This window comes from Variovorax brevis (assembly GCF_030317105.1).
GTDB lineage: Bacteria > Pseudomonadota > Gammaproteobacteria > Burkholderiales > Burkholderiaceae_C > Variovorax > Variovorax brevis.
In genome coordinates this window covers 772,134-789,038 of record NZ_JASZYG010000003.1, presented here as the reverse complement: position 1 = coordinate 789,038, position 16,905 = coordinate 772,134, and the positions used below count along the sequence as shown (strand labels likewise).

General features: G+C 64.4%; 18 protein-coding genes, 1 tRNA gene and 1 pseudogene. 11 read left to right on the top strand and 9 right to left on the bottom strand.

Annotated elements, in window-relative coordinates:
* Positions 1 to 30 precede the first annotated feature (30 nt).
* The 4 genes from rplS to hisC all read left to right on the top strand — a co-directional run bounded on the left by rplS (position 31) and on the right by hisC (position 3,607).
* Positions 31 to 405, top strand: coding sequence for a 50S ribosomal protein L19 (rplS, locus tag QTI66_RS12545; protein ID WP_286559993.1), 375 nt, complete (start codon positions 31 to 33; stop codon positions 403 to 405).
* 271 nt (positions 406 to 676) lie between these two features.
* Positions 677 to 1,408, top strand: coding sequence for a CoA pyrophosphatase (locus QTI66_RS12540; protein ID WP_286559876.1), 732 nt, complete (start codon positions 677 to 679; stop codon positions 1,406 to 1,408).
* Positions 1,409 to 1,451: 43 nt separating this feature from the next.
* Positions 1,452 to 2,453 carry a CobD/CbiB family protein gene (locus tag QTI66_RS12535; RefSeq protein ID WP_286559875.1) on the top strand — a complete coding sequence of 334 codons (1,002 nt, stop codon included), beginning with the start codon at positions 1,452 to 1,454 and terminating at the stop codon, positions 2,451 to 2,453.
* Positions 2,454 to 2,503: 50 nt separating this feature from the next.
* On the top strand, positions 2,504 to 3,607 hold the full coding sequence (gene hisC / locus QTI66_RS12530) for a histidinol-phosphate transaminase (RefSeq protein WP_444814990.1): 1,104 nt from the start codon (positions 2,504 to 2,506) through the stop codon (positions 3,605 to 3,607).
* Between the two features lie 3 nt (positions 3,608 to 3,610).
* Here hisC and QTI66_RS12525 read toward each other — a convergent pair whose 3' ends face one another.
* Genes QTI66_RS12525 through QTI66_RS12510 form a run of 4 tightly spaced genes read right to left on the bottom strand, consistent with a single transcriptional unit; the run spans position 3,611 to position 7,329 of the window.
* On the bottom strand, positions 3,611 to 4,738 hold the full coding sequence (locus QTI66_RS12525; protein WP_286559873.1) for a glycosyltransferase family 4 protein: 1,128 nt from the start codon (positions 4,736 to 4,738) through the stop codon (positions 3,611 to 3,613).
* Positions 4,735 to 5,676, bottom strand: coding sequence for a ribosome small subunit-dependent GTPase A (gene rsgA, locus QTI66_RS12520; RefSeq protein ID WP_286559871.1), 942 nt, complete (start codon positions 5,674 to 5,676; stop codon positions 4,735 to 4,737). Before rsgA ends, QTI66_RS12525 begins: the two co-directional genes overlap by 4 nt.
* Positions 5,677 to 5,708: 32 nt before the next feature.
* Positions 5,709 to 6,047, bottom strand: a complete 339-nt coding sequence (locus QTI66_RS12515; protein WP_286559870.1) for a 4a-hydroxytetrahydrobiopterin dehydratase — start codon at positions 6,045 to 6,047, stop codon at positions 5,709 to 5,711.
* A 19-nt stretch (positions 6,048 to 6,066) separates the two neighbouring features.
* Positions 6,067 to 7,329: a M48 family metallopeptidase gene (locus tag QTI66_RS12510; protein ID WP_286559868.1), complete on the bottom strand. Its 1,263-nt coding sequence runs from the start codon at positions 7,327 to 7,329 to the stop codon at positions 6,067 to 6,069.
* 37 nt (positions 7,330 to 7,366) lie between these two features.
* Between QTI66_RS12510 and orn the strand changes: the two genes are divergently transcribed.
* The 3 genes and pseudogenes from orn to QTI66_RS39565 form a co-directional block, all read left to right on the top strand.
* Positions 7,367 to 7,987: an oligoribonuclease gene (orn, locus tag QTI66_RS12505; protein WP_286559866.1), complete on the top strand. Its 621-nt coding sequence runs from the start codon at positions 7,367 to 7,369 to the stop codon at positions 7,985 to 7,987.
* Positions 7,988 to 8,206: 219 nt separating this feature from the next.
* Entirely contained in the window at positions 8,207 to 10,027 is a 1,821-nt protein-coding gene (locus QTI66_RS12500) for a DEAD/DEAH box helicase (protein ID WP_286559865.1), read from the top strand.
* Between the two features lie 50 nt (positions 10,028 to 10,077).
* A pseudogene (locus QTI66_RS39565) lies at positions 10,078 to 10,251 on the top strand (helix-turn-helix domain-containing protein); the annotation flags it as partial.
* Positions 10,252 to 10,305: 54 nt separating this feature from the next.
* Here the strand turns inward: QTI66_RS39565 and QTI66_RS12495 are convergent.
* The 3 genes from QTI66_RS12495 to QTI66_RS12485 form a co-directional block, all read right to left on the bottom strand.
* The gene (locus QTI66_RS12495) at positions 10,306 to 11,229 is read right to left on the bottom strand and encodes an alpha/beta fold hydrolase (protein WP_286559863.1); all 924 of its coding nucleotides are present in this window, start codon (positions 11,227 to 11,229) and stop codon (positions 10,306 to 10,308) included.
* A 257-nt stretch (positions 11,230 to 11,486) separates the two neighbouring features.
* A tRNA-Pro gene (locus tag QTI66_RS12490) sits at positions 11,487 to 11,563 on the bottom strand.
* A gap of 38 nt (positions 11,564 to 11,601) precedes the next feature.
* Entirely contained in the window at positions 11,602 to 12,588 is a 987-nt protein-coding gene (locus QTI66_RS12485; RefSeq protein WP_286559861.1) for a polyprenyl synthetase family protein, read from the bottom strand.
* A 209-nt stretch (positions 12,589 to 12,797) separates the two neighbouring features.
* On the opposite strand from QTI66_RS12485, the gene rplU reads away from it, so the two are divergent.
* The 4 genes from rplU to proB all read left to right on the top strand — a co-directional run bounded on the left by rplU (position 12,798) and on the right by proB (position 15,727).
* Entirely contained in the window at positions 12,798 to 13,109 is a 312-nt protein-coding gene (gene rplU, locus QTI66_RS12480; RefSeq protein WP_213953195.1) for a 50S ribosomal protein L21, read from the top strand.
* A gap of 11 nt (positions 13,110 to 13,120) precedes the next feature.
* A complete protein-coding gene (gene rpmA, locus QTI66_RS12475; RefSeq protein ID WP_214687201.1) occupies positions 13,121 to 13,378 on the top strand; it encodes a 50S ribosomal protein L27 in 258 nt (85 codons plus the stop codon).
* Between the two features lie 69 nt (positions 13,379 to 13,447).
* Positions 13,448 to 14,512, top strand: a complete 1,065-nt coding sequence (cgtA, locus tag QTI66_RS12470) for an Obg family GTPase CgtA (RefSeq protein WP_286559858.1) — start codon at positions 13,448 to 13,450, stop codon at positions 14,510 to 14,512.
* Positions 14,513 to 14,584: 72 nt separating this feature from the next.
* Positions 14,585 to 15,727, top strand: a complete 1,143-nt coding sequence (proB, locus tag QTI66_RS12465) for a glutamate 5-kinase (RefSeq protein ID WP_286559857.1) — start codon at positions 14,585 to 14,587, stop codon at positions 15,725 to 15,727.
* A gap of 17 nt (positions 15,728 to 15,744) precedes the next feature.
* On the opposite strand, the gene QTI66_RS12460 is transcribed toward proB, so the two are convergent.
* Together QTI66_RS12460 and QTI66_RS12455 are read right to left on the bottom strand one after the other, a co-directional pair.
* A complete protein-coding gene (locus QTI66_RS12460; protein WP_286559856.1) occupies positions 15,745 to 16,299 on the bottom strand; it encodes a CNP1-like family protein in 555 nt (184 codons plus the stop codon).
* Positions 16,244 to 16,897 carry an RNA pyrophosphohydrolase gene (locus QTI66_RS12455; protein WP_353506193.1) on the bottom strand — a complete coding sequence of 218 codons (654 nt, stop codon included), beginning with the start codon at positions 16,895 to 16,897 and terminating at the stop codon, positions 16,244 to 16,246. The genes QTI66_RS12460 and QTI66_RS12455 overlap by 56 nt, the downstream gene beginning before the upstream one ends.
* Positions 16,898 to 16,905: the final 8 nt, after the last annotated feature.

Genomic DNA, 16,905 nt, shown 5'->3' with positions numbered 1-16,905 from the left:
AGCGCGGACATGATCGACTGGCAGGAAAACATGAACCTCATCCAAACTCTCGAACAGGAAGAAATTGCTCGTCTGGGCAAGACCATTCCTGAATTCGCCCCCGGCGACACCGTCATCGTCAGCGTCAGCGTCGTCGAAGGCACCCGCAAGCGCGTGCAGGCCTACGAAGGCGTCGTGATCGCCAAGCGCAATCGCGGCCTCAACAGCGGCTTCACGGTTCGCAAGATCTCCAGCGGCGAAGGCGTGGAACGTACCTTCCAAACCTACAGCCCCCTGATCGCCGGCATCGAAGTCAAGCGTCGTGGCGATGTGCGCCGCGCCAAGCTTTACTACCTGCGTGACCGCAGCGGACGTTCGGCACGTATCAAGGAAAAGCTGCCAGGCAAGGCTGCAGCAGCGAAGTAATTCGCTTCTGGCCTTCCTGGAAAAAGCCGCCGTCATGGCGGCTTTTTGCTTTTCTGCGCCAAGGAGACTCCGATCAAGCCCCCCGCGGACCGCGCATCCTCTGCTCGGGCCGTCTGCGGCGTTGCAAATCCTCGCCATAGCGTAGGCTATGGCTGTGGTTTGCGCCTTGCATCCGATCCCGAGCCGAGGCGCGCGGCCTCGCGAGGACTTGATCAGAGTCTCCCTGATCCTTTCAAATGCGCACACGCGCGAACATAAACAAGATTTCTCATTGAGCACTCCGTCCGTACCCGCATCAGAATCCGCATCCGTCGAACCGATCAACGCCGTGTCGCTGGTCAATTTTGATCCGCGCGCGGTGCCTGTGGTGGCGGTCGATTTCGATCTCCCGGCGGTGCCGTCGCCATCGCTCACCGCGCAGGCGCTTCGTGCCCGGTTTGCCAACCCGCCCGTCTGGACGCCTGAAGTGCGCCGCGAGCCGAAGATGGGTGACCGCCCACCGGCGCAGGCGGCCGTGCTCGTGCCCATCGTGCAGCGCGAGCGGCCCACCGTGCTGCTGACGGAGCGTTCGTCCCGCATGACGACGCATTCGGGGCAGGTGGCCTTTCCCGGCGGCCGGGTTGATCCCACGGACGTCAACATCGCCGCGGCAGCGCTGCGCGAGGCATGGGAAGAGGTGGGCCTGTCCGCGGAATACATCGAGGTCATCGGGAGCCTGCCGACCTACACGACCGTCACTTCCTTCGTGGTGACGCCTGTCGTGGCGCTGGTCAAGCCGGGCTTCGAGTTGACGCTCAATCCCTATGAGGTGGCCGACGCATTCGAAGTGCCGCTCGATTTCCTCATGAACCCTGCCAACCATCATCGCCACGCGATAGTGGGCGACGGCATGAACGCGCGGCAGTGGTTCTCGATGCCTTACCAGGACGGCCACCACGAGCGATTCGTGTGGGGCGCGACGGCTGGAATGCTTCGTAACTTCTATCGCTTCCTGAGCGCGTGACCCTTGTGGCGGGCGAATTGATCCCGGTCGCTATCATCCGCGCATGAGCTTTTTTGCCATCCTGTGCGCGCTGCTGATCGAGCAGGTTCGCCCACTCGGCTATCACAACCCGGTGTACGCGGGCGTACTCGGCTGGACACGCTGGGTCAGCCGCAACTTCGACGCGGGCAAGCCGCATCACGGTTGGGTGGCATGGTGCCTGGCCGTTTTTGTGCCGACGCTCGGCGCCCTGGGCGTGCATTGGCTGCTCATCCTCACGCTCGGCTTGCCCTTTGCGGTGCTCTGGAACATTGCGCTGCTGTACGTCACGCTGGGCTTTCGGCAGTTCAGTCACCATTTCACCGGCATCCGCGATGCGCTGGACGAGGGCGACGAGCCGCTCGCCCGCTCGCTGCTGGCGCACTGGAAGCATCTGGATGCCGCCAATCTCCCTCGCAGCGAGATCGTTCGACATGTGATCGAGCACTCGGTCATCGCGGCGCACCGGCATGTCTTCGGGGTGCTGGCATGGTTCTCGATTCTTGCGGCGATCGGCCTGGGGCCGGCGGGCGCGGTGTTCTACCGCATGAGCGAGTTCGTCGCGCGCTATTGGGCGCACAAGAATGCGGCGGCGTCGCAACCTTCCAGCACCTACGCGCAAAGCGCGGCGGATCGCGCGTGGATGGCCATCGACTGGCTGCCGGCGCGCATCACCGCCTTGGGCTTCGCCGTGGTGGGCAGCTTCGAGGAAGCCATCGATTGCTGGCGCAACGACGCGGATCGCTTCCCCAACGAGAACGACGGGGTGATCCTGGCGGCCACCTCCGGCGCGGTCAACGTGCGACTGGGCGGCGGGCTGCTGCGGCCTGAAGTGGTGACCGATCCGTTGCAGCGCGCCCAAGCCGGCGATTCGCTGGTGAGCGCCCGGCCGCCCGACAGTGGCAGCACGCCGGGCCGTGAGCCCGAGCCGGCGCATCTTCGCAGCGTGGTGGGCCTGGTCTGGCGTTCAGTGGTGATGTGGCTGGTCCTGCTGGCGCTGCTGACGCTGGCGCGCCTGCTGGGCTGACACACCGTGCCGAGCCGTGCTTCGGCGCCCGCGTCGCGCACATGACGCACATGACGCACATGACGCACATGAGCCAGCCAGAGCATTCATTCTGGAGCCCGCGTATCAGGGCGCTGGAGCCCTATGTGCCGGGCGAACAGCCCCGCATTGCCAGGCTCGTCAAGCTCAACACCAACGAGAACCCCTACCCGCCGTCGCCGAACGCGATCGACGCGATCCAGAACGCTGCGTCCGACGGGCTGGAGCGCTATCCTGATCCCGAATCCGTCGCCTTGCGCGAGGTCATCGCCAGGCGGCACCGCCTCGACGCCTCGCAGGTGTTCGTAGGTAACGGCTCCGACGAGGTGCTGGCGCACGCCTTCTTTGCCTTCTTCCAGCAGCCCGAGCCACTGCTGTTTCCCGACATCACCTACAGCTTCTATCGCGTCTATGCGCAGATCTACGGCATCGACGCGTTGCTACAGCCGGTGGACGGGATGCTTCGCATCGACGTGGATGCGCTTGCCGTGCGGGCCAGGCAGGGGTGCGGCGGGATCGTGGTCGCCAATCCCAATGCGCCGACGGGCATCGCCATGCCGCTGGATTCAATCGAGCAACTGCTTGCCGCCTGTCCGCAAGGGGTGGTGCTGGTGGACGAGGCCTACGTCGACTTCGGGGCGGAAAGCGCCATGTCGCTCATCGGGCGGTATCCGAACCTGCTGGTCGTGCACACGCTCTCCAAGTCACGGTCCCTTGCGGGGCTGCGCGTCGGGTTTGCCTGTGGCCAGGCGCACCTCATCGACGGGCTGACGCGCGTGAAAAACAGCTTCAATTCGTATCCGCTGGACCGGCTGGCGCAAGCCGGCGCCATCGCTGCGCTGGAAGACGAGGCATGGTTCGACAAGACACGCGCGGCCGTCATCGACACGCGCGAGGGCCTGGTGCTGGGCCTGGAGGATCTTGGATTCGAGGTGCTGCCGTCGCAGGCCAACTTCGTCTTTGTGCGGCACCCCACCCGGGACGCGGCGGATCTGGCTGCGTCTTTGCGTCAGCGGGCGGTGCTGGTGAGGCACTTTCGGCAGCCGCGCATCGAGCAATATTTGCGCATCACGGTCGGCACGCGCGATCAGTGCGCGACGCTTGTCTCCGCGCTGCACGACATCCTGGACATCTGACCGTCACGCCGAGCGCGCGACTTTTCTGAGCAGTTCGATGTACTGGTCGACGAAGATGTCGGGCATGAAGGACTTCGCGCGATCTTGCGCGCGCTGGGCGAGCGAGCGCTCCAGTTCGGGGTCCGACAACAGGCGCAGCATGCATTCGGCGAGCGCATCCGCGTCGCCGTTGGGAAAGGTCAGCCCGGCGTCGCCCGCGCACTCCGCCAGCCCGCCGTGTTGCGACACGATCAGGCTGATGCCCGCGGCCATCAACTCGATCGCCACGCCGCCCATGGGTTCGAACCACACGGAGGGGACGATGCCGATGCGTCCCTTGTGCACCCAGTCGACGAGGGCAGCGCCCGTCTGCTTGCCGGCGAAATGGACGTCCGATTCGATGGAAAGCGATTGCGCCAACTGGACCAGTTCCTCCCTGCGCTCGCCATCGCCGATGACCAGCAGGCGAGGGCGCTTGGTCGTCGATCTGGCGACAGCCTTGGCAAAGGCCCGGATCAGGGTCTCCACGCCCTTTTCAGAAACAAGGCGGCCCAGGTACACAAAGTCGAACTCGCGCTCGCGAACGCGACCGGGGCTATGGAACCTGTCAATGGGAAAGGGGTTGTAGATCTGCACCTGCCTTGGCAAGGGCTGCGCGCTGTCCATCCATTGCGTGATGGCAATGTTGCGGGTGACGAGGCGCCGGGCCACGAAGCGGCGCAGCATCAGCTTGAGCCCCTCCGTCGTCGCCCGCCGCCAGCCTTCACGTTGCGCGTGGAACTTGACGGACGCCCAGGGCGTCAGCGGAGCCGGCTTGCCGTCCACCCACCCCAGGCCGTCGATGCAGGAGGCCTGATAGCCCACGTGAACCCACAGGAAGGGCTTTCCGGACAGCAACACCCACGGCTGGAGCGCCAGGCTCGCGCCGTTGAAGAGCACCACATCCGCCCACTGCACCAGCGCCTTGGCGCGGGCCGTGTCGGCATTTCGGATGACCTCGAAGGGATAGGCGGTGTCGGCCTCGGCCGGGGTGCGCGTGAGCACCTTGCATTCGACCCCACGCTGGGCGAATCCTTCAGCCAGCGCCAGCGAGACGGTTTCGACGCCGCCAGTGGAAGGGGGAAAGACGTGGGAGTAGAGCAGCACCTTCATGGATAACGGCGCTGGCTCAATTCTGCGAAAAGTTCACCATAGATGCGGTAGCGTGAAGCATTGATCGGGCCAGCCTGCGCCGGTGTTTCCACGTTCGCGATCACGCCGCAGCCGGGTTCGTGCAGGTGAGTGCAGTTGTAGAACTTGCAGTCCGACGCATGCTCTGCGATGTCCGGCATCAGCGAGGCGAGTTGCATCGGCTCAATGTGGTGCAGGCCGAATTCCTGGAAGCCGGGCGAGTCGATCAACGCCGTGCCCTTGTCGCGGTCGACCCAGTACCAGGTTGTGCTCGTGGTCGTGTGCTTGCCGGAGTTGAGTGCCTGGGATATTTCCTGCGTCAGCACGGTTGCACCCGGCACGAGCAGGTTGATGAGTGTGCTCTTGCCCGCGCCCGAAGGCCCCAGCACCAGCGTCGTCTTGTTGCTCAACAACTTGAGCAGGGTCTCGCGATCCACGTCGCCAGAAGCCTTGAGCGACAGGGGCAGCACGCCATGATGCATGCGTCGATAAGGCCCCAGCCGGGCCCACGCGCGCTCGAAAGGCCCCACGAGGTCGCTCTTGTTGAGCGCAATGATGGGCGTGATGCGTTCCGCCTGCGCGGCGATGAGCGCACGCGCCAGTTGATGCTCCGAGAACTCGGGCTCGGCCGCGATCAGGATCAGCACGTGATCGAGGTTCGCCGCAAAGGACTTGGTGCGGATCTCGTCCTGCCGGTAGAACAGGTTGCGCCGGGTCTGCACCTGCTCGACGGTGCCTTCGTCCTCGCTGGGCTGCCACAACACGCGGTCGCCGACCACGCACTGGCTCTTCTTGCCGCGAGGGTGGCAGATGAGTCGTTCCGCCTCAGGCGTTTCGACCAGGCAATGCCGCCCATGGCTCGCGATGACCAGGCCCTGTCGCAACGCCGCCGTGGCCGCAGCGCTACGCTGGCGGCTCATGCCGTTCTTTCGCAGGCGATGGGGCGCACGCCTCAGTGCGCCAGCAGCGCATCGACTTGCGCGGCGCAATCGATGTCGGTGGTCGAAATGCCACCGGCATCGTGCGTGTTGAAGCGCACGACGCAACGGTTGTAGTGCACCGAGAGGTCGGGATGGTGATCCTGCGCATGCGCGATGAACGCGACGGCGTTGACGAAGGCCATGGTCTCGAAGTAGTTCTGGAAGCTGAAGGTCTTTTCGATGGCGACATTGGCGCCGTCTCCCGAGAGCTTCCAGCCATCGAGCTTCGCAAGGCCCGAGACGGTTTCCGTCGCGGTCAGGGCGCGGCGCGTCTGGCCAGTCCAGTTCTTGGGTTGCAGCATGCTGGTCATGGGATGAATGTGTGTCTTTTCAGGCCGCCGTCATTCGCGCGAGGCGTTCGGAAGCAGGTGGGTGGGAGTAGTAGAACTTGACGAAGACTGGGTCGGGTGTCAGCGTCGCCGCGTTGTCCTGGTAGAGCTTGAGCAGCGCCGCCGAAAGGTCCGCGCCGCTGGTCTGCCGGATGGCGTAGGCGTCGGCCTCGAACTCGTGCTTGCGCGACAGCATGGCCGGCAGCGGTGTGATGAACACGCCGAACACCGGCACCGCCAGCATGAACAGCAACAGGGCAATGGCGTCATTGGGCGCCGTCATGTTGGGCTCGACGCCCAGTCCCGTGTAGAACCAGGTTTGCGACGAGAGCCAGCCGAGCAGCGCAAAGCCGGCGAGGCTCAACGCGAACATCGCGACCATCCGCTTGGTGACGTGGCGGTGCTTGAAGTGCCCGAGTTCATGCGCCAGCACGGCCTCGACTTCGCCGGCGTTCAGTTGCCGCAGCAAGGTGTCGTAGAACACCACGCGCTTGCTGGCGCCAAATCCGGTGAAGTAAGCGTTGGCGTGCGCGCTGCGCTTGCTGCCGTCCATGACGAACAGGCCCTTGGCGGCAAAGCCGCAGCGCTTCATGAGCGCGGTGACGCGCGTCTTGAGCGTGGCGTCGTCCAGCGGCTTGAACTTGTTGAAAAGCGGTGCAATGAAGGTGGGGTAGACCAGCATCAGCGTGAGGTTGAACCCCATCCACACGGCCCACGCCCACAGCCACCAGTTGGCGCCGGCGGCGCCCATCAGCCAGAGGATCAGCGCGGCCAACGGCAATCCAATGACGGCGCCGACCAGCGTGGCCTTGGCGGTGTCGGCCAACCACAGGCGAAATGTCATCTTGTTGAAACCGAATCGCTCCTCGAGGCGGAAGGTCTGCCACAGGCCGAACGGCAACTCCAGCAAGCCGCCAATCACCGCAAAGGCGCCGAGCAGCGCCAGTTGCTGCACCATCCCGCCGCCGCCCAGCCATCCGGTCAGCAGCTTGTTGAGGATGTCCAGGCCGCCCAGCAGCGTCCAGCCCAGCAAGATGACCGCGCCCCAAGCCATCTCGACGATGCCGAAACGGCTCTTGGCGATGGTGTAGTCGGCTGCCTTCTGGTGCGAGGCGAGCGTGATCGTCCGCTCGAACGCTCGGGGAACGGCCGCCCGATGCTGCGCAACGTGCCGGATCTGCCGCGTGGCGAGCCAGAACTTCAGCAGCAGGCCAAGAACCAGCGCGGCTGCGAAGGCATAGGTGAGGATGAGGGATGAGGACATTCGGGGCGCAGTTTAGGCCATCGACGACAATCCACCGATGCCTGATTCCATTGACCCGACCGGCGCCGTGTCCACTGCGGCGCCTGAGCCCGTGCCCGTTGCCACCCTCAAGAAGAGCGATCAGAACCTCGTCTGGCTCGATTGCGAAATGAGCGGCCTGGACCCCGAGAAGGAGCGGCTGCTGGAAATCGCCGTGGTCGTGACCGGTCCCCAGCTGACGCCCCGCATCGACGGCCCCGTGCTGGTCATCCACCAGAGCGACGCCGTGCTGGACGGGATGGACGCGTGGAACAAGGGCACCCACGGGCGCAGCGGCCTGATCGACAAGGTCAAGGCTTCCACCGTGGACGAGGCGGCCGCTGAGAAAGAGCTGCTCGAATTCATCGCCAAATACATCCCGAAGAACGGCTCGCCCATGTGCGGCAACACCATCGGCCAGGACCGCCGGTTTCTGGTGAAGTTCATGCCCAAGCTGGAGGCCTACTTCCACTACCGCAACCTGGACGTCAGCACCCTCAAGGAACTGGCCAAGCGCTGGAAGCCGACCGCCTACAACGGCTTCAAGAAGCAGCAGGCCCACACGGCGCTGGCGGACGTCCACGAGTCCATCGACGAGCTGATTCACTACCGGGAAACCTTCCTCAAAATTGAGGATTAGGTAAAAACCCGGATCCATGCCATAATCGATGGCTTCGCTACCGGGTGCCTTGAAGGCAGGCAGCGTTTTCTTGCATCTCCCTATCTTGCACAGCGTGCCCCTCTGAATGGGCCGCAGCCTTGGCAACAGCCAGGCTGGATGTCGTTGGATGGTTGATGTTTTTGACCATCCAACGCGGCATTGACCCACGGTCTCTGCTTGCGTGTCAGAGAGTTATTCATGACCGACGCTTTTGAAGCGCAGGGCGACTTCGCGCCCGCGCAATCTTCCGAATTTTCCGCCGTCATCGGCAACGACGCGCCCATCCTCGAGGCGCTCGAGGCAGCACCGCAGCCCAAGCTGCCCAACGGCTTCATCCGCCTGGGCCTGGCGCCCGAGTTGGTCGCCGCCGTACAAGACCTCGGTTTTGACCAGCCGACCGCTGTCCAGGACAAGGCCATTCCCCTGGCCATGGGCACCGATGGCGCCAAGTTGGTCGACCTGATGGTTTCCAGCCAGACCGGCAGCGGCAAGACCGCAGCCTTCCTGCTGCCCGTGCTGCACACGCTGATCCGCCAGCAAGCCGAAGCCGAAGAAGCCGCCAAGGCCGAATTCGCCCGCCTGGCTGCCGAAGCCGAAGCACGCGGCGAACCGCTGCCCAAGAAGGCCAAGCGCAAGGACCCGACCAACGCACGCCACTTCAAGGCCGCCACGCCCGGCGCCCTGATCCTGTGCCCGACGCGCGAACTGGCCCAGCAAGTGGCGCACGACGCCATCGGTCTCGTGACGCATTGCCGCGGCCTGCGCATTGCCAGCGTGGTTGGCGGCATGCCCTACCAGCTGCAAATTGCACGCCTGCAGAACGCGAACCTCGTGGTGGCCACGCCGGGCCGCCTGCTGGACCTGCAACGCTCGATGCAAATCAAGCTCGACCAGGTTCAATTCCTGGTCGTCGACGAAGCCGACCGCATGCTCGACCTGGGCTTTGCGGACGACCTCGCCGAAATCAACCAGCTCACCATCGCCCGCAAGCAGACGATGATGTTCAGCGCCACCTTCGCGCCGCGCATCCAGCAACTGGCTGCCCGCGTGATGCGCGAGCCGCAAAAGCTGCAGATCGATTCGCCGCAGGAAAAGCACGCGAACATCAAGCAAGTCCTGTTCTGGGCTGACAACCAACAGCACAAGCGCAAGCTGCTCGACCACTGGCTGCGCGACACCACGATCAACCAGGCCATCGTCTTCGCCAGCACGCAAGTCGAATGCGACGGGTTGGCCAACGACCTGCAGCAAGACGGCTTCAGCGCCGTCGCACTGCACGGCGCCCTGAGCCAGGGCCTGCGCAATCGCCGCCTGATGGCGCTGCGCCAAGGCCAGGTGCAGATCCTGGTGGCGACCGACGTTGCCGCCCGCGGCATCGACGTGCCGACGATCACGCACGTGTTCAACTACGGCCTGCCGATGAAGGCAGAGGACTACACGCACCGCATCGGCCGCACCGGCCGTGCTGGCCGCGACGGCCTCGCCGTGACCTTTGCCGAGATCCGCGACCGTCGCAAGATCTTCGACATCGAGAGCTACAGCCGTCAGCAATTCAAGGCCGAAACCATTCCGGGCATGGAGCCGCAACAGCGCTTCCCGCAAGGCGGCCGTCCGCAAGGCGACTTCGGCGGTGGCCGTGGCCGCGAGGGCCGTGACTACCAGTCGCGTGACCGCAAGTTCGGTGGCGGTGGCCAGCGCTTCGGCAATGGCGGCGGCTTTGGTGGACACCAAGGTGGTCATCAGGGTGGCCATCAGGGCGGCGGCTTCGGCGGCGGCAATGCCGGTGGCAACTTCGGCGGCGGTGGCGGCGGTTTTGGTGACCGTCCGGCGCGCAGCTTCGGCGACCGTCCGGCACGCAGCTTCGACAACGGCGCTGGCCGTGGCGCACCGCGCGAAGAAGGCGGCGGCTACGGTCGCAAGCCGGGCTGGGGCGACAACAACCGCGGCAACGCCGGCGGTGGCGGTCGTGCCTTCGTGCCGCGCGACGCCCAGAAGCGCGCGTTCAAGCCCAGCCGCTGATCGAACACAGGCATAAGGCAAACCCGCCGTCCGCAAGGAGGCGGGTTTTTTTGCGTCTTGCTTGCGGCAGTCTCTACGGTCAGTTCGACGCCGGCGGCAAGACGGCGATGCTCGACATTGCCCACGTCGATCTGGCCGCGGCCGTCGGTGCCTCGCGTCAACGCGTGCACATGGCGCTGCGCAAACTCGAAGATGCGGGTTTGCTGAAGCTGGCCTGTCGGCGAATCATCCTTTTGAAAGCATTCTTCGAGACCTTGCCACCCGTCCTCCCCGGGAGATCAGGCGGGGGATGCGTCCCGCGAGGCAATGTGTTCGGCAATCGATTCGACGATGTCCGGCCACATCGCCATCGGCAACGCGTGGCCCATGCCATCGAAGACGCGCAGCTTGGCACCGGGGATCGCGTCAGCCGTATCGATGCCGGCCTCGAGAAGGACAAGGGGATCGTCCCTGCCGTGAAGCACCAGTGCGGGTACGCGTACGTGCGCCAGCGCTGGCTTGCGGTTGCCCGAGGCGATGATGGCGGCCAGCTGGCGTGCCGTTCCTGCGGCGTTGGGGCCCCGCTCGAAAAGGCGCCTGGCCATGTCTTCGGCGCGAGGCGTGTCGAGGGGATATGTGTCGCCGCACAGCACGGACCAGATCTTCAGATGCCGGGCGAGGTAGGCGGGCCAGTCGCGCGGCGTCGGCATCATCAGGACGCCCATGGCCTGCGGACGGCCGGGCGGCAATTCGGGATTGCCGGTGGACGACATGATCGACGTCAAGGTGCGCACGCGCGCGGGATGGCGCAGTGCCATCTCCTGCGCGATCATCCCGCCCATCGATGCGCCGACAACGTGGGCGCTTTCGATGCTGAGCGCATCGAGCAGTCCTGTCGCGTCGTCCGCCATGTCGGCAATGCGATAGGGCGCCGTCACCGGCAGGCCGCATGCATTGGCGGACAGCATGCGCGCGATGTCAGGAACGCCGCCTGCATCCATGCTCGTCGAGCGGCCGCAGTCGCGGTTGTCGAAGCGAATCACGCGCAGCCCTCGCGCAGCGAGCGAAAGGCAGAACTCGTCGTCCCAAACGATCATGGGGCTGCCCAGTCCCATGATGAGCAGGACCACCGGGGCTGTGCGCCGCCCGATGTCCTGATAGGCCAGTTCGATGCCATTGGCGTACGCCAACGACTCCTTGGGCAATGGCATGGATGCCGTCATTACTTTTTTTCTCCCGTCGCGCATCCGGGTGTGCGCGGTCCGCCGAATCTAAGCGCTTAAGCAGCTTGCAAAACACGCTGTTGTGACAGTCAAGGGAAAACGCTGAGCGGATGCACAGGGCCGTTGCGAGTGCCAAGGGAGATGGACGCATGTCGCGCCCGATGCGCAGCAGCAAAGTCGTTGTCATCGCCTGGGCGGCGACGGACAAATTTGCTGTGGGAGACACCAAGTCGCGAGCGGACTTGGCAAAAGGAAATTGGTCGGGGTGAGAGGATTCGAACCTCCGGCCTCTACGTCCCGAACGTAGCGCTCTACCAGGCTAAGCTACACCCCGAAGTGCAGTGAAAAGAGACGCAACCCTTGTGTGAAAACTCAGGCGCGGCGCTCAACTAGCTGAGCCGCTAATTGTAGCAAACCTTTAGCGTGGGAATTCTGCGGAAGGTCGTGCAATGCATCGATTGCACGTTGTGCCTCTGCCGCAGCCGCTGCGCGGGTTGCATCGAGCGCCCCGGTTTGTCGCACGATCGCGACGATGTGCGACAGCTGCGCGGTGTCGCCTGCTTCGATGGCCGCGCGAATGAGTGCGCGCTCGTCCGGCGTGCCGCGTTGCATGGCCAGGATGAGTGGCAGCGTCGTCTTGCCTTCGCGCAAATCGTCGCCAAGGTTCTTGCCGGTCTCGTTGGCATCGCCGGCGTAGTCGAGCACGTCGTCGATCACCTGGAACGCGGTGCCCAGTGCCTGGCCATAGGTGGCGCAGGCTTCCTCGATGTGCGGCGGTGCCTTGGCCAGCACGGCGGCAAGACGCGTGCTCGCCTCGAACAGCTTGGCCGTCTTGGAGCGAATGACGCGCAGGTAGGCAGCTTCGTCCAGCGTGGCGTCGTGCATGTTCATGAGTTGCAGCACTTCGCCTTCGGCGATGACGTTGGTCGCCTCCGCGAGGATTTGCATGACGCGCATGTCGTTGGCGTCCAGCATCATCTGGAAGGCGCGCGAATAAAGAAAATCGCCCACCAGCACGCTGGCCGGATTGCCGAACGATTCATTGGCGGTAGGACGCCCGCGCCGCAGCGTGGATTCGTCGACCACGTCGTCGTGCAACAGCGTGGCGGTGTGAATGAATTCGATCACCGCCGCCAGGTTGTAGTGCTGGGTGCCAGCGTATTCGAGTGCGCCGCTCATCAGCAGCAGCAAGGCAGGGCGCAGCCGCTTGCCGCCCGCCGAGATGATGTAGCGGGCGACTTCGCTCACCAGCGGAACGCCGGTGTCCAGGCGGGCCGAGATGACTCGGTCGACCTCGACCATGTCATCGGCGATCAGGCCGAGCACGGAAGTGGTGGTGGTGGCAGCAGAAACTGACAAAACAGGAGGAGGGCCGGCGCCAGAAAGGGGGACGTTGAAGGTGCGGACAACGCCCGCCAAAGCCCGCGATTATAGGGAGCGGCCTGTCCACCCTTTCGCCATGCGGTCTGGCGAAGTCGGGCGGGGGTATGTTAGCGAATGCAAACCGTGCTAGAATATTGGGCTCTGCGGAAATCCGTCCGTGGAGCCAACCCTCAAAAGGTCATTCAATGTACGCGGTCATAAAAACCGGTGGCAAGCAGTATCGCGTTGCTTCCGGCGAAAAAATTAAAGTAGAACAGATTGCTGCGGACGTAGGCCAGGAAATCGTGATCGATCAGGTTCTTGCAGTCGGCAACGGCTCGGACATCAAGATCGGCGCACCCCTGGTGTCCGGCGCAACTGTGACAGCCACTGTGCTGTCGCACGGCAAGCACGACAAGGTTCACATCTTCAAGATGCGTCGTCGCAAGCACTATCAAAAACGTCAAGGCCATCGCCAGCAGTTCACTGAGCTGCAAATCGGCGCGATCGCCGGTTAAGGAGCTCGGAAATGGCACAGAAAAAAGGCGGCGGCTCAACGCGAAACGGGCGCGATTCCAAGCCCAAGATGCTCGGCGTCAAGCGCTTTGGCGGTGAACTGATCAGCGCAGGCTCGATCATCGTTCGCCAGCGCGGCACGCAGTTCCACCCCGGCACCAATGTCGGCCTGGGCAAGGACCACACCTTGTTCGCGCTGGTCGATGGCCACGTGTCGTTCGGCACCAAGGGTGCCCTGAACAAGCACACGGTCAACGTGACCCCGGCGTAAGCTGAGTCACTTCGATCCTGTTCGAAGCCCCGCTCGTCGGGGCTTTTTCATTTGTACACTGGATAGCCCATGAAGTTCGTCGACGAAGCTTTTATCGACATCGCAGCCGGCGATGGCGGCAACGGCTGCGTGTCGTTCCGTCATGAGAAATACAAGGAATTCGGCGGTCCCAATGGCGGCGACGGCGGCCGGGGCGGGCATGTGTTTGCCATTGCCGATTCCAACCTGAACACCCTGGTCGACTTCCGCTATTCGCGCCGGCACGAAGCCAGGCGCGGCGAGCACGGCATGGGCTCGGACATGTTCGGCGCCGCGGGCGACGACATCACGCTCAAGATGCCGGTGGGCACCATCATTTCCGACGCGGAAACGGGTGAGGTTCTGTTCGAACTGCTCGTGCCCGGCGAGGTCATCACCATCGCCAAGGGCGGTGACGGCGGCTTTGGCAACATGCGCTTCAAGAGCGCCATCAACCGTGCGCCGCGTCAAAAGACGCCGGGCTGGCCGGGCGAAAAGCGAAGCCTCAAGCTCGAGCTCAAGGTGCTGGCCGACGTCGGCCTGCTGGGCATGCCGAACGCCGGGAAGTCCACGCTGATCACGGCCATCTCGAACGCCCGTCCGCGCATTGCCGACTATCCCTTCACGACGCTGCACCCCAATCTGGGCGTGGTACGCGTGGGGCCGGAGCAAAGCTTCGTCGTGGCCGACCTGCCGGGCCTGATCGAGGGCGCCTCCGAAGGTGCCGGCCTCGGCCATCTGTTCCTGCGCCATTTGCAGCGCACGCGCCTGCTGTTGCATGTGATCGACATGGCGCCGTTCGACGACAGCGTCGATCCGGTTGCGCAGGCCAAGGCCATCGTGGGCGAACTCAAGAAGTACGACACCGACCTGTATGAGAAGCCCCGCTGGCTGGTGCTCAACAAGCTGGACATGGTGCCGCAGGACGAACGCGCCGCACGCGTCAAGGACTTCGTGAAGCGCCTGAAATTCAAGGGCCCGGTGTTCGAGATCTCCGCGCTCACGCGCGAAGGCTGCGAGCCGCTGGTCAAGGCCGTCTACCAGCAGGTCAAGGCGGCGCAGGTTGCCGAGCAGCCGCCTGCCGAGATCGATCCGCGATTTGCGGAGCCGTCCTGATCCAGCCTTGCTGCAGATCCGCTTCTGTCGCGCAGACAGTTTCCGACCCACTTCCGACCCCGCCTGTTCGACATGACTGCAAAGACTGGTTCCCCCGTGTTGCGCGACGCCCGTCGCATCGTTGTGAAGGTGGGCTCCAGCCTGGTCACCAACGAGGGGCGCGGACTGGACGAAGGCGCCATCGGCGAATGGTGCCGACAGCTCGCCGCGCTGGTCAAGGACGGGCGCGAAGTCGTCATGGTGTCCAGCGGTGCCATCGCCGAAGGCATGAAGCGCCTCGGCTGGACCACGCGCCCGCATGAAATCCATGAATTGCAGGCGGCAGCCGCCGTCGGCCAGATGGGGCTCGCGCAGATGTACGAGTCCAAGATGCGCGAAAACGGCCTGGGCAGTGCGCAGGTGCTGCTGACCCACGCCGACCTGGCCGACCGCGAGCGCTACCTCAACGCCCGTTCCACGCTGGTCACGCTGTTGCGTCTGGGCGTGGTGCCCGTGATCAACGAGAACGACACTGTCGTCAACGACGAAATCAAGTTTGGCGACAACGACACCTTGGGGGCCCTGGTTGCCAACCTGGTCGAGGCCGATGCGCTGGTGATCCTGACGGACCAGAAGGGCCTCTACACGGCCGACCCCCGCAAGGACACGAGCGCGCAATTCGTGCATGAGGCCAAGGCCGGCGACCCGGCGCTCGAAGCGATGGCGGGTGGCGCGGGCTCCAGCATCGGGCGGGGCGGGATGATCACCAAGATTCTTGCCGCCAAGCGCGCGGCGGCCTCGGGTGCCTCCACCGTCATTGCGTGGGGGCGTGAACGCGATGCGCTGTTGCGCCTGGCACAAGGCGAGTCCATCGGGACCCTGTTGCTCGCCCAGACCGCCAAGCACCAGGCGCGCAAGCGCTGGATGGCCGATCACCTGCAGATGCGTGGGGCGGTGACGGTGGATGCCGGCGCCGCTGCCAAGGTGCGCGCCGAAGGCAAGAGCTTGCTGCCCATCGGCATGACGGCTGTCGAGGGCGAGTTCTCGCGTGGCGACGTGATCGCCATTCGCGACCCGCAAGGTGCGGAACTGGCCCGCGGGCTGGCCAACTATTCCAGCGCCGAGGCGCGGCTGCTTTGCCGCCGGCTTTCAGGCGAGATCGAACGCCTTCTCGGCTACGTCGCGGAGCCAGAGATGGTTCATCGCGACAACATGATCGTGATGAGCGCGGCCTGATTCGCCGCGGACTACGCTCAGTTCGACGGGGTCGGATTCCTGAGCGACTGCACCATTTCCTGTACCGACTGGCGCGGTGCTGCGCTGGAGCAAATGCCTTGCCGCGCCAGGGCCAGCGTGTGGCGGGAACCCATGGCGTTCAGACGCTGCCACTCCGGCTTGTCTGCCATGTGCCATTCTCCGCCGCTGTAGCGCGCGTAGGTCTTGGCTTCGCCGGTGGCGCAGCGCAAGCCCTCGTAGAACGCGTTGAAGGCGCCGCCCTCGCCGGACCGGCTCGCCATCACGACGTAGCGCACCACACCATCCTTGGTGATGACGATGGTCGCCGGGTCAACGCCGTACTTCAGCTCCATCCGTCGGGACATGTCGATTTCGACCATCCGCTTCGGATCGAATGCCGGAGGCGGCGGCACATCCGACTCCTTCCAGTCCAGGTCCTGGAACAGCAACTGGGCATGGGCCGCAATCGGCGCTGCCAGCCCGAACACCACCGGCAAGAGAAGGGCAAGTGCGCAACTAGCGCGGCGCGTGAAAGTGGCTTGACGCAGGCGCGCCGTCTTGTGGACTGACATTGGGATCGGGATCGAAAGATGCACCAGGCGGCAGGTCGTAAGCCGAATCGTGTCCACCGCCGGAGGGGTGACGATCGAACTCGCGGCCACGCACGTTGCTGCGCAGGAAACGGTTTCGGAAATCCTGCCGGGGCAGGTAGCGGGCGAGTTCGGTCAACGCCATTTCGTAGACGCCCCGCTTGAACTCCACGACAACGTCGAGCGGCACCCAGTAGTCGTGCCAACGCCACGCGTCGAATTCGGGATGGTCGGTGGCGCGCAGGTTCAGGTCCCAGTCGTGACCTGTCAGCTGCAACAGATACCAGATCTGCTTTTGTCCTTTGTAATGGCCGCGCGCGTCGCGGCGAATGAACCGATCCGGCACCTCATAGCGCAACCAGTCGCGGGTGCGGGCCACGATACGCACATGCTCCGGCTGGAGTCCGACTTCTTCATGGAGCTCCCGAAACATTGCCTGTTCGGGACTTTCGCCGCGGTCGATGCCGCCCTGCGGAAACTGCCATGAATGGGTGCGGATGCGCTTGCCCCAAAATACCTGATTGCGCTGGTTGAGCAGGATGATGCCGACGTTGGGCCTGAAGCCATCTCGGTCGAGCATAATCGAAC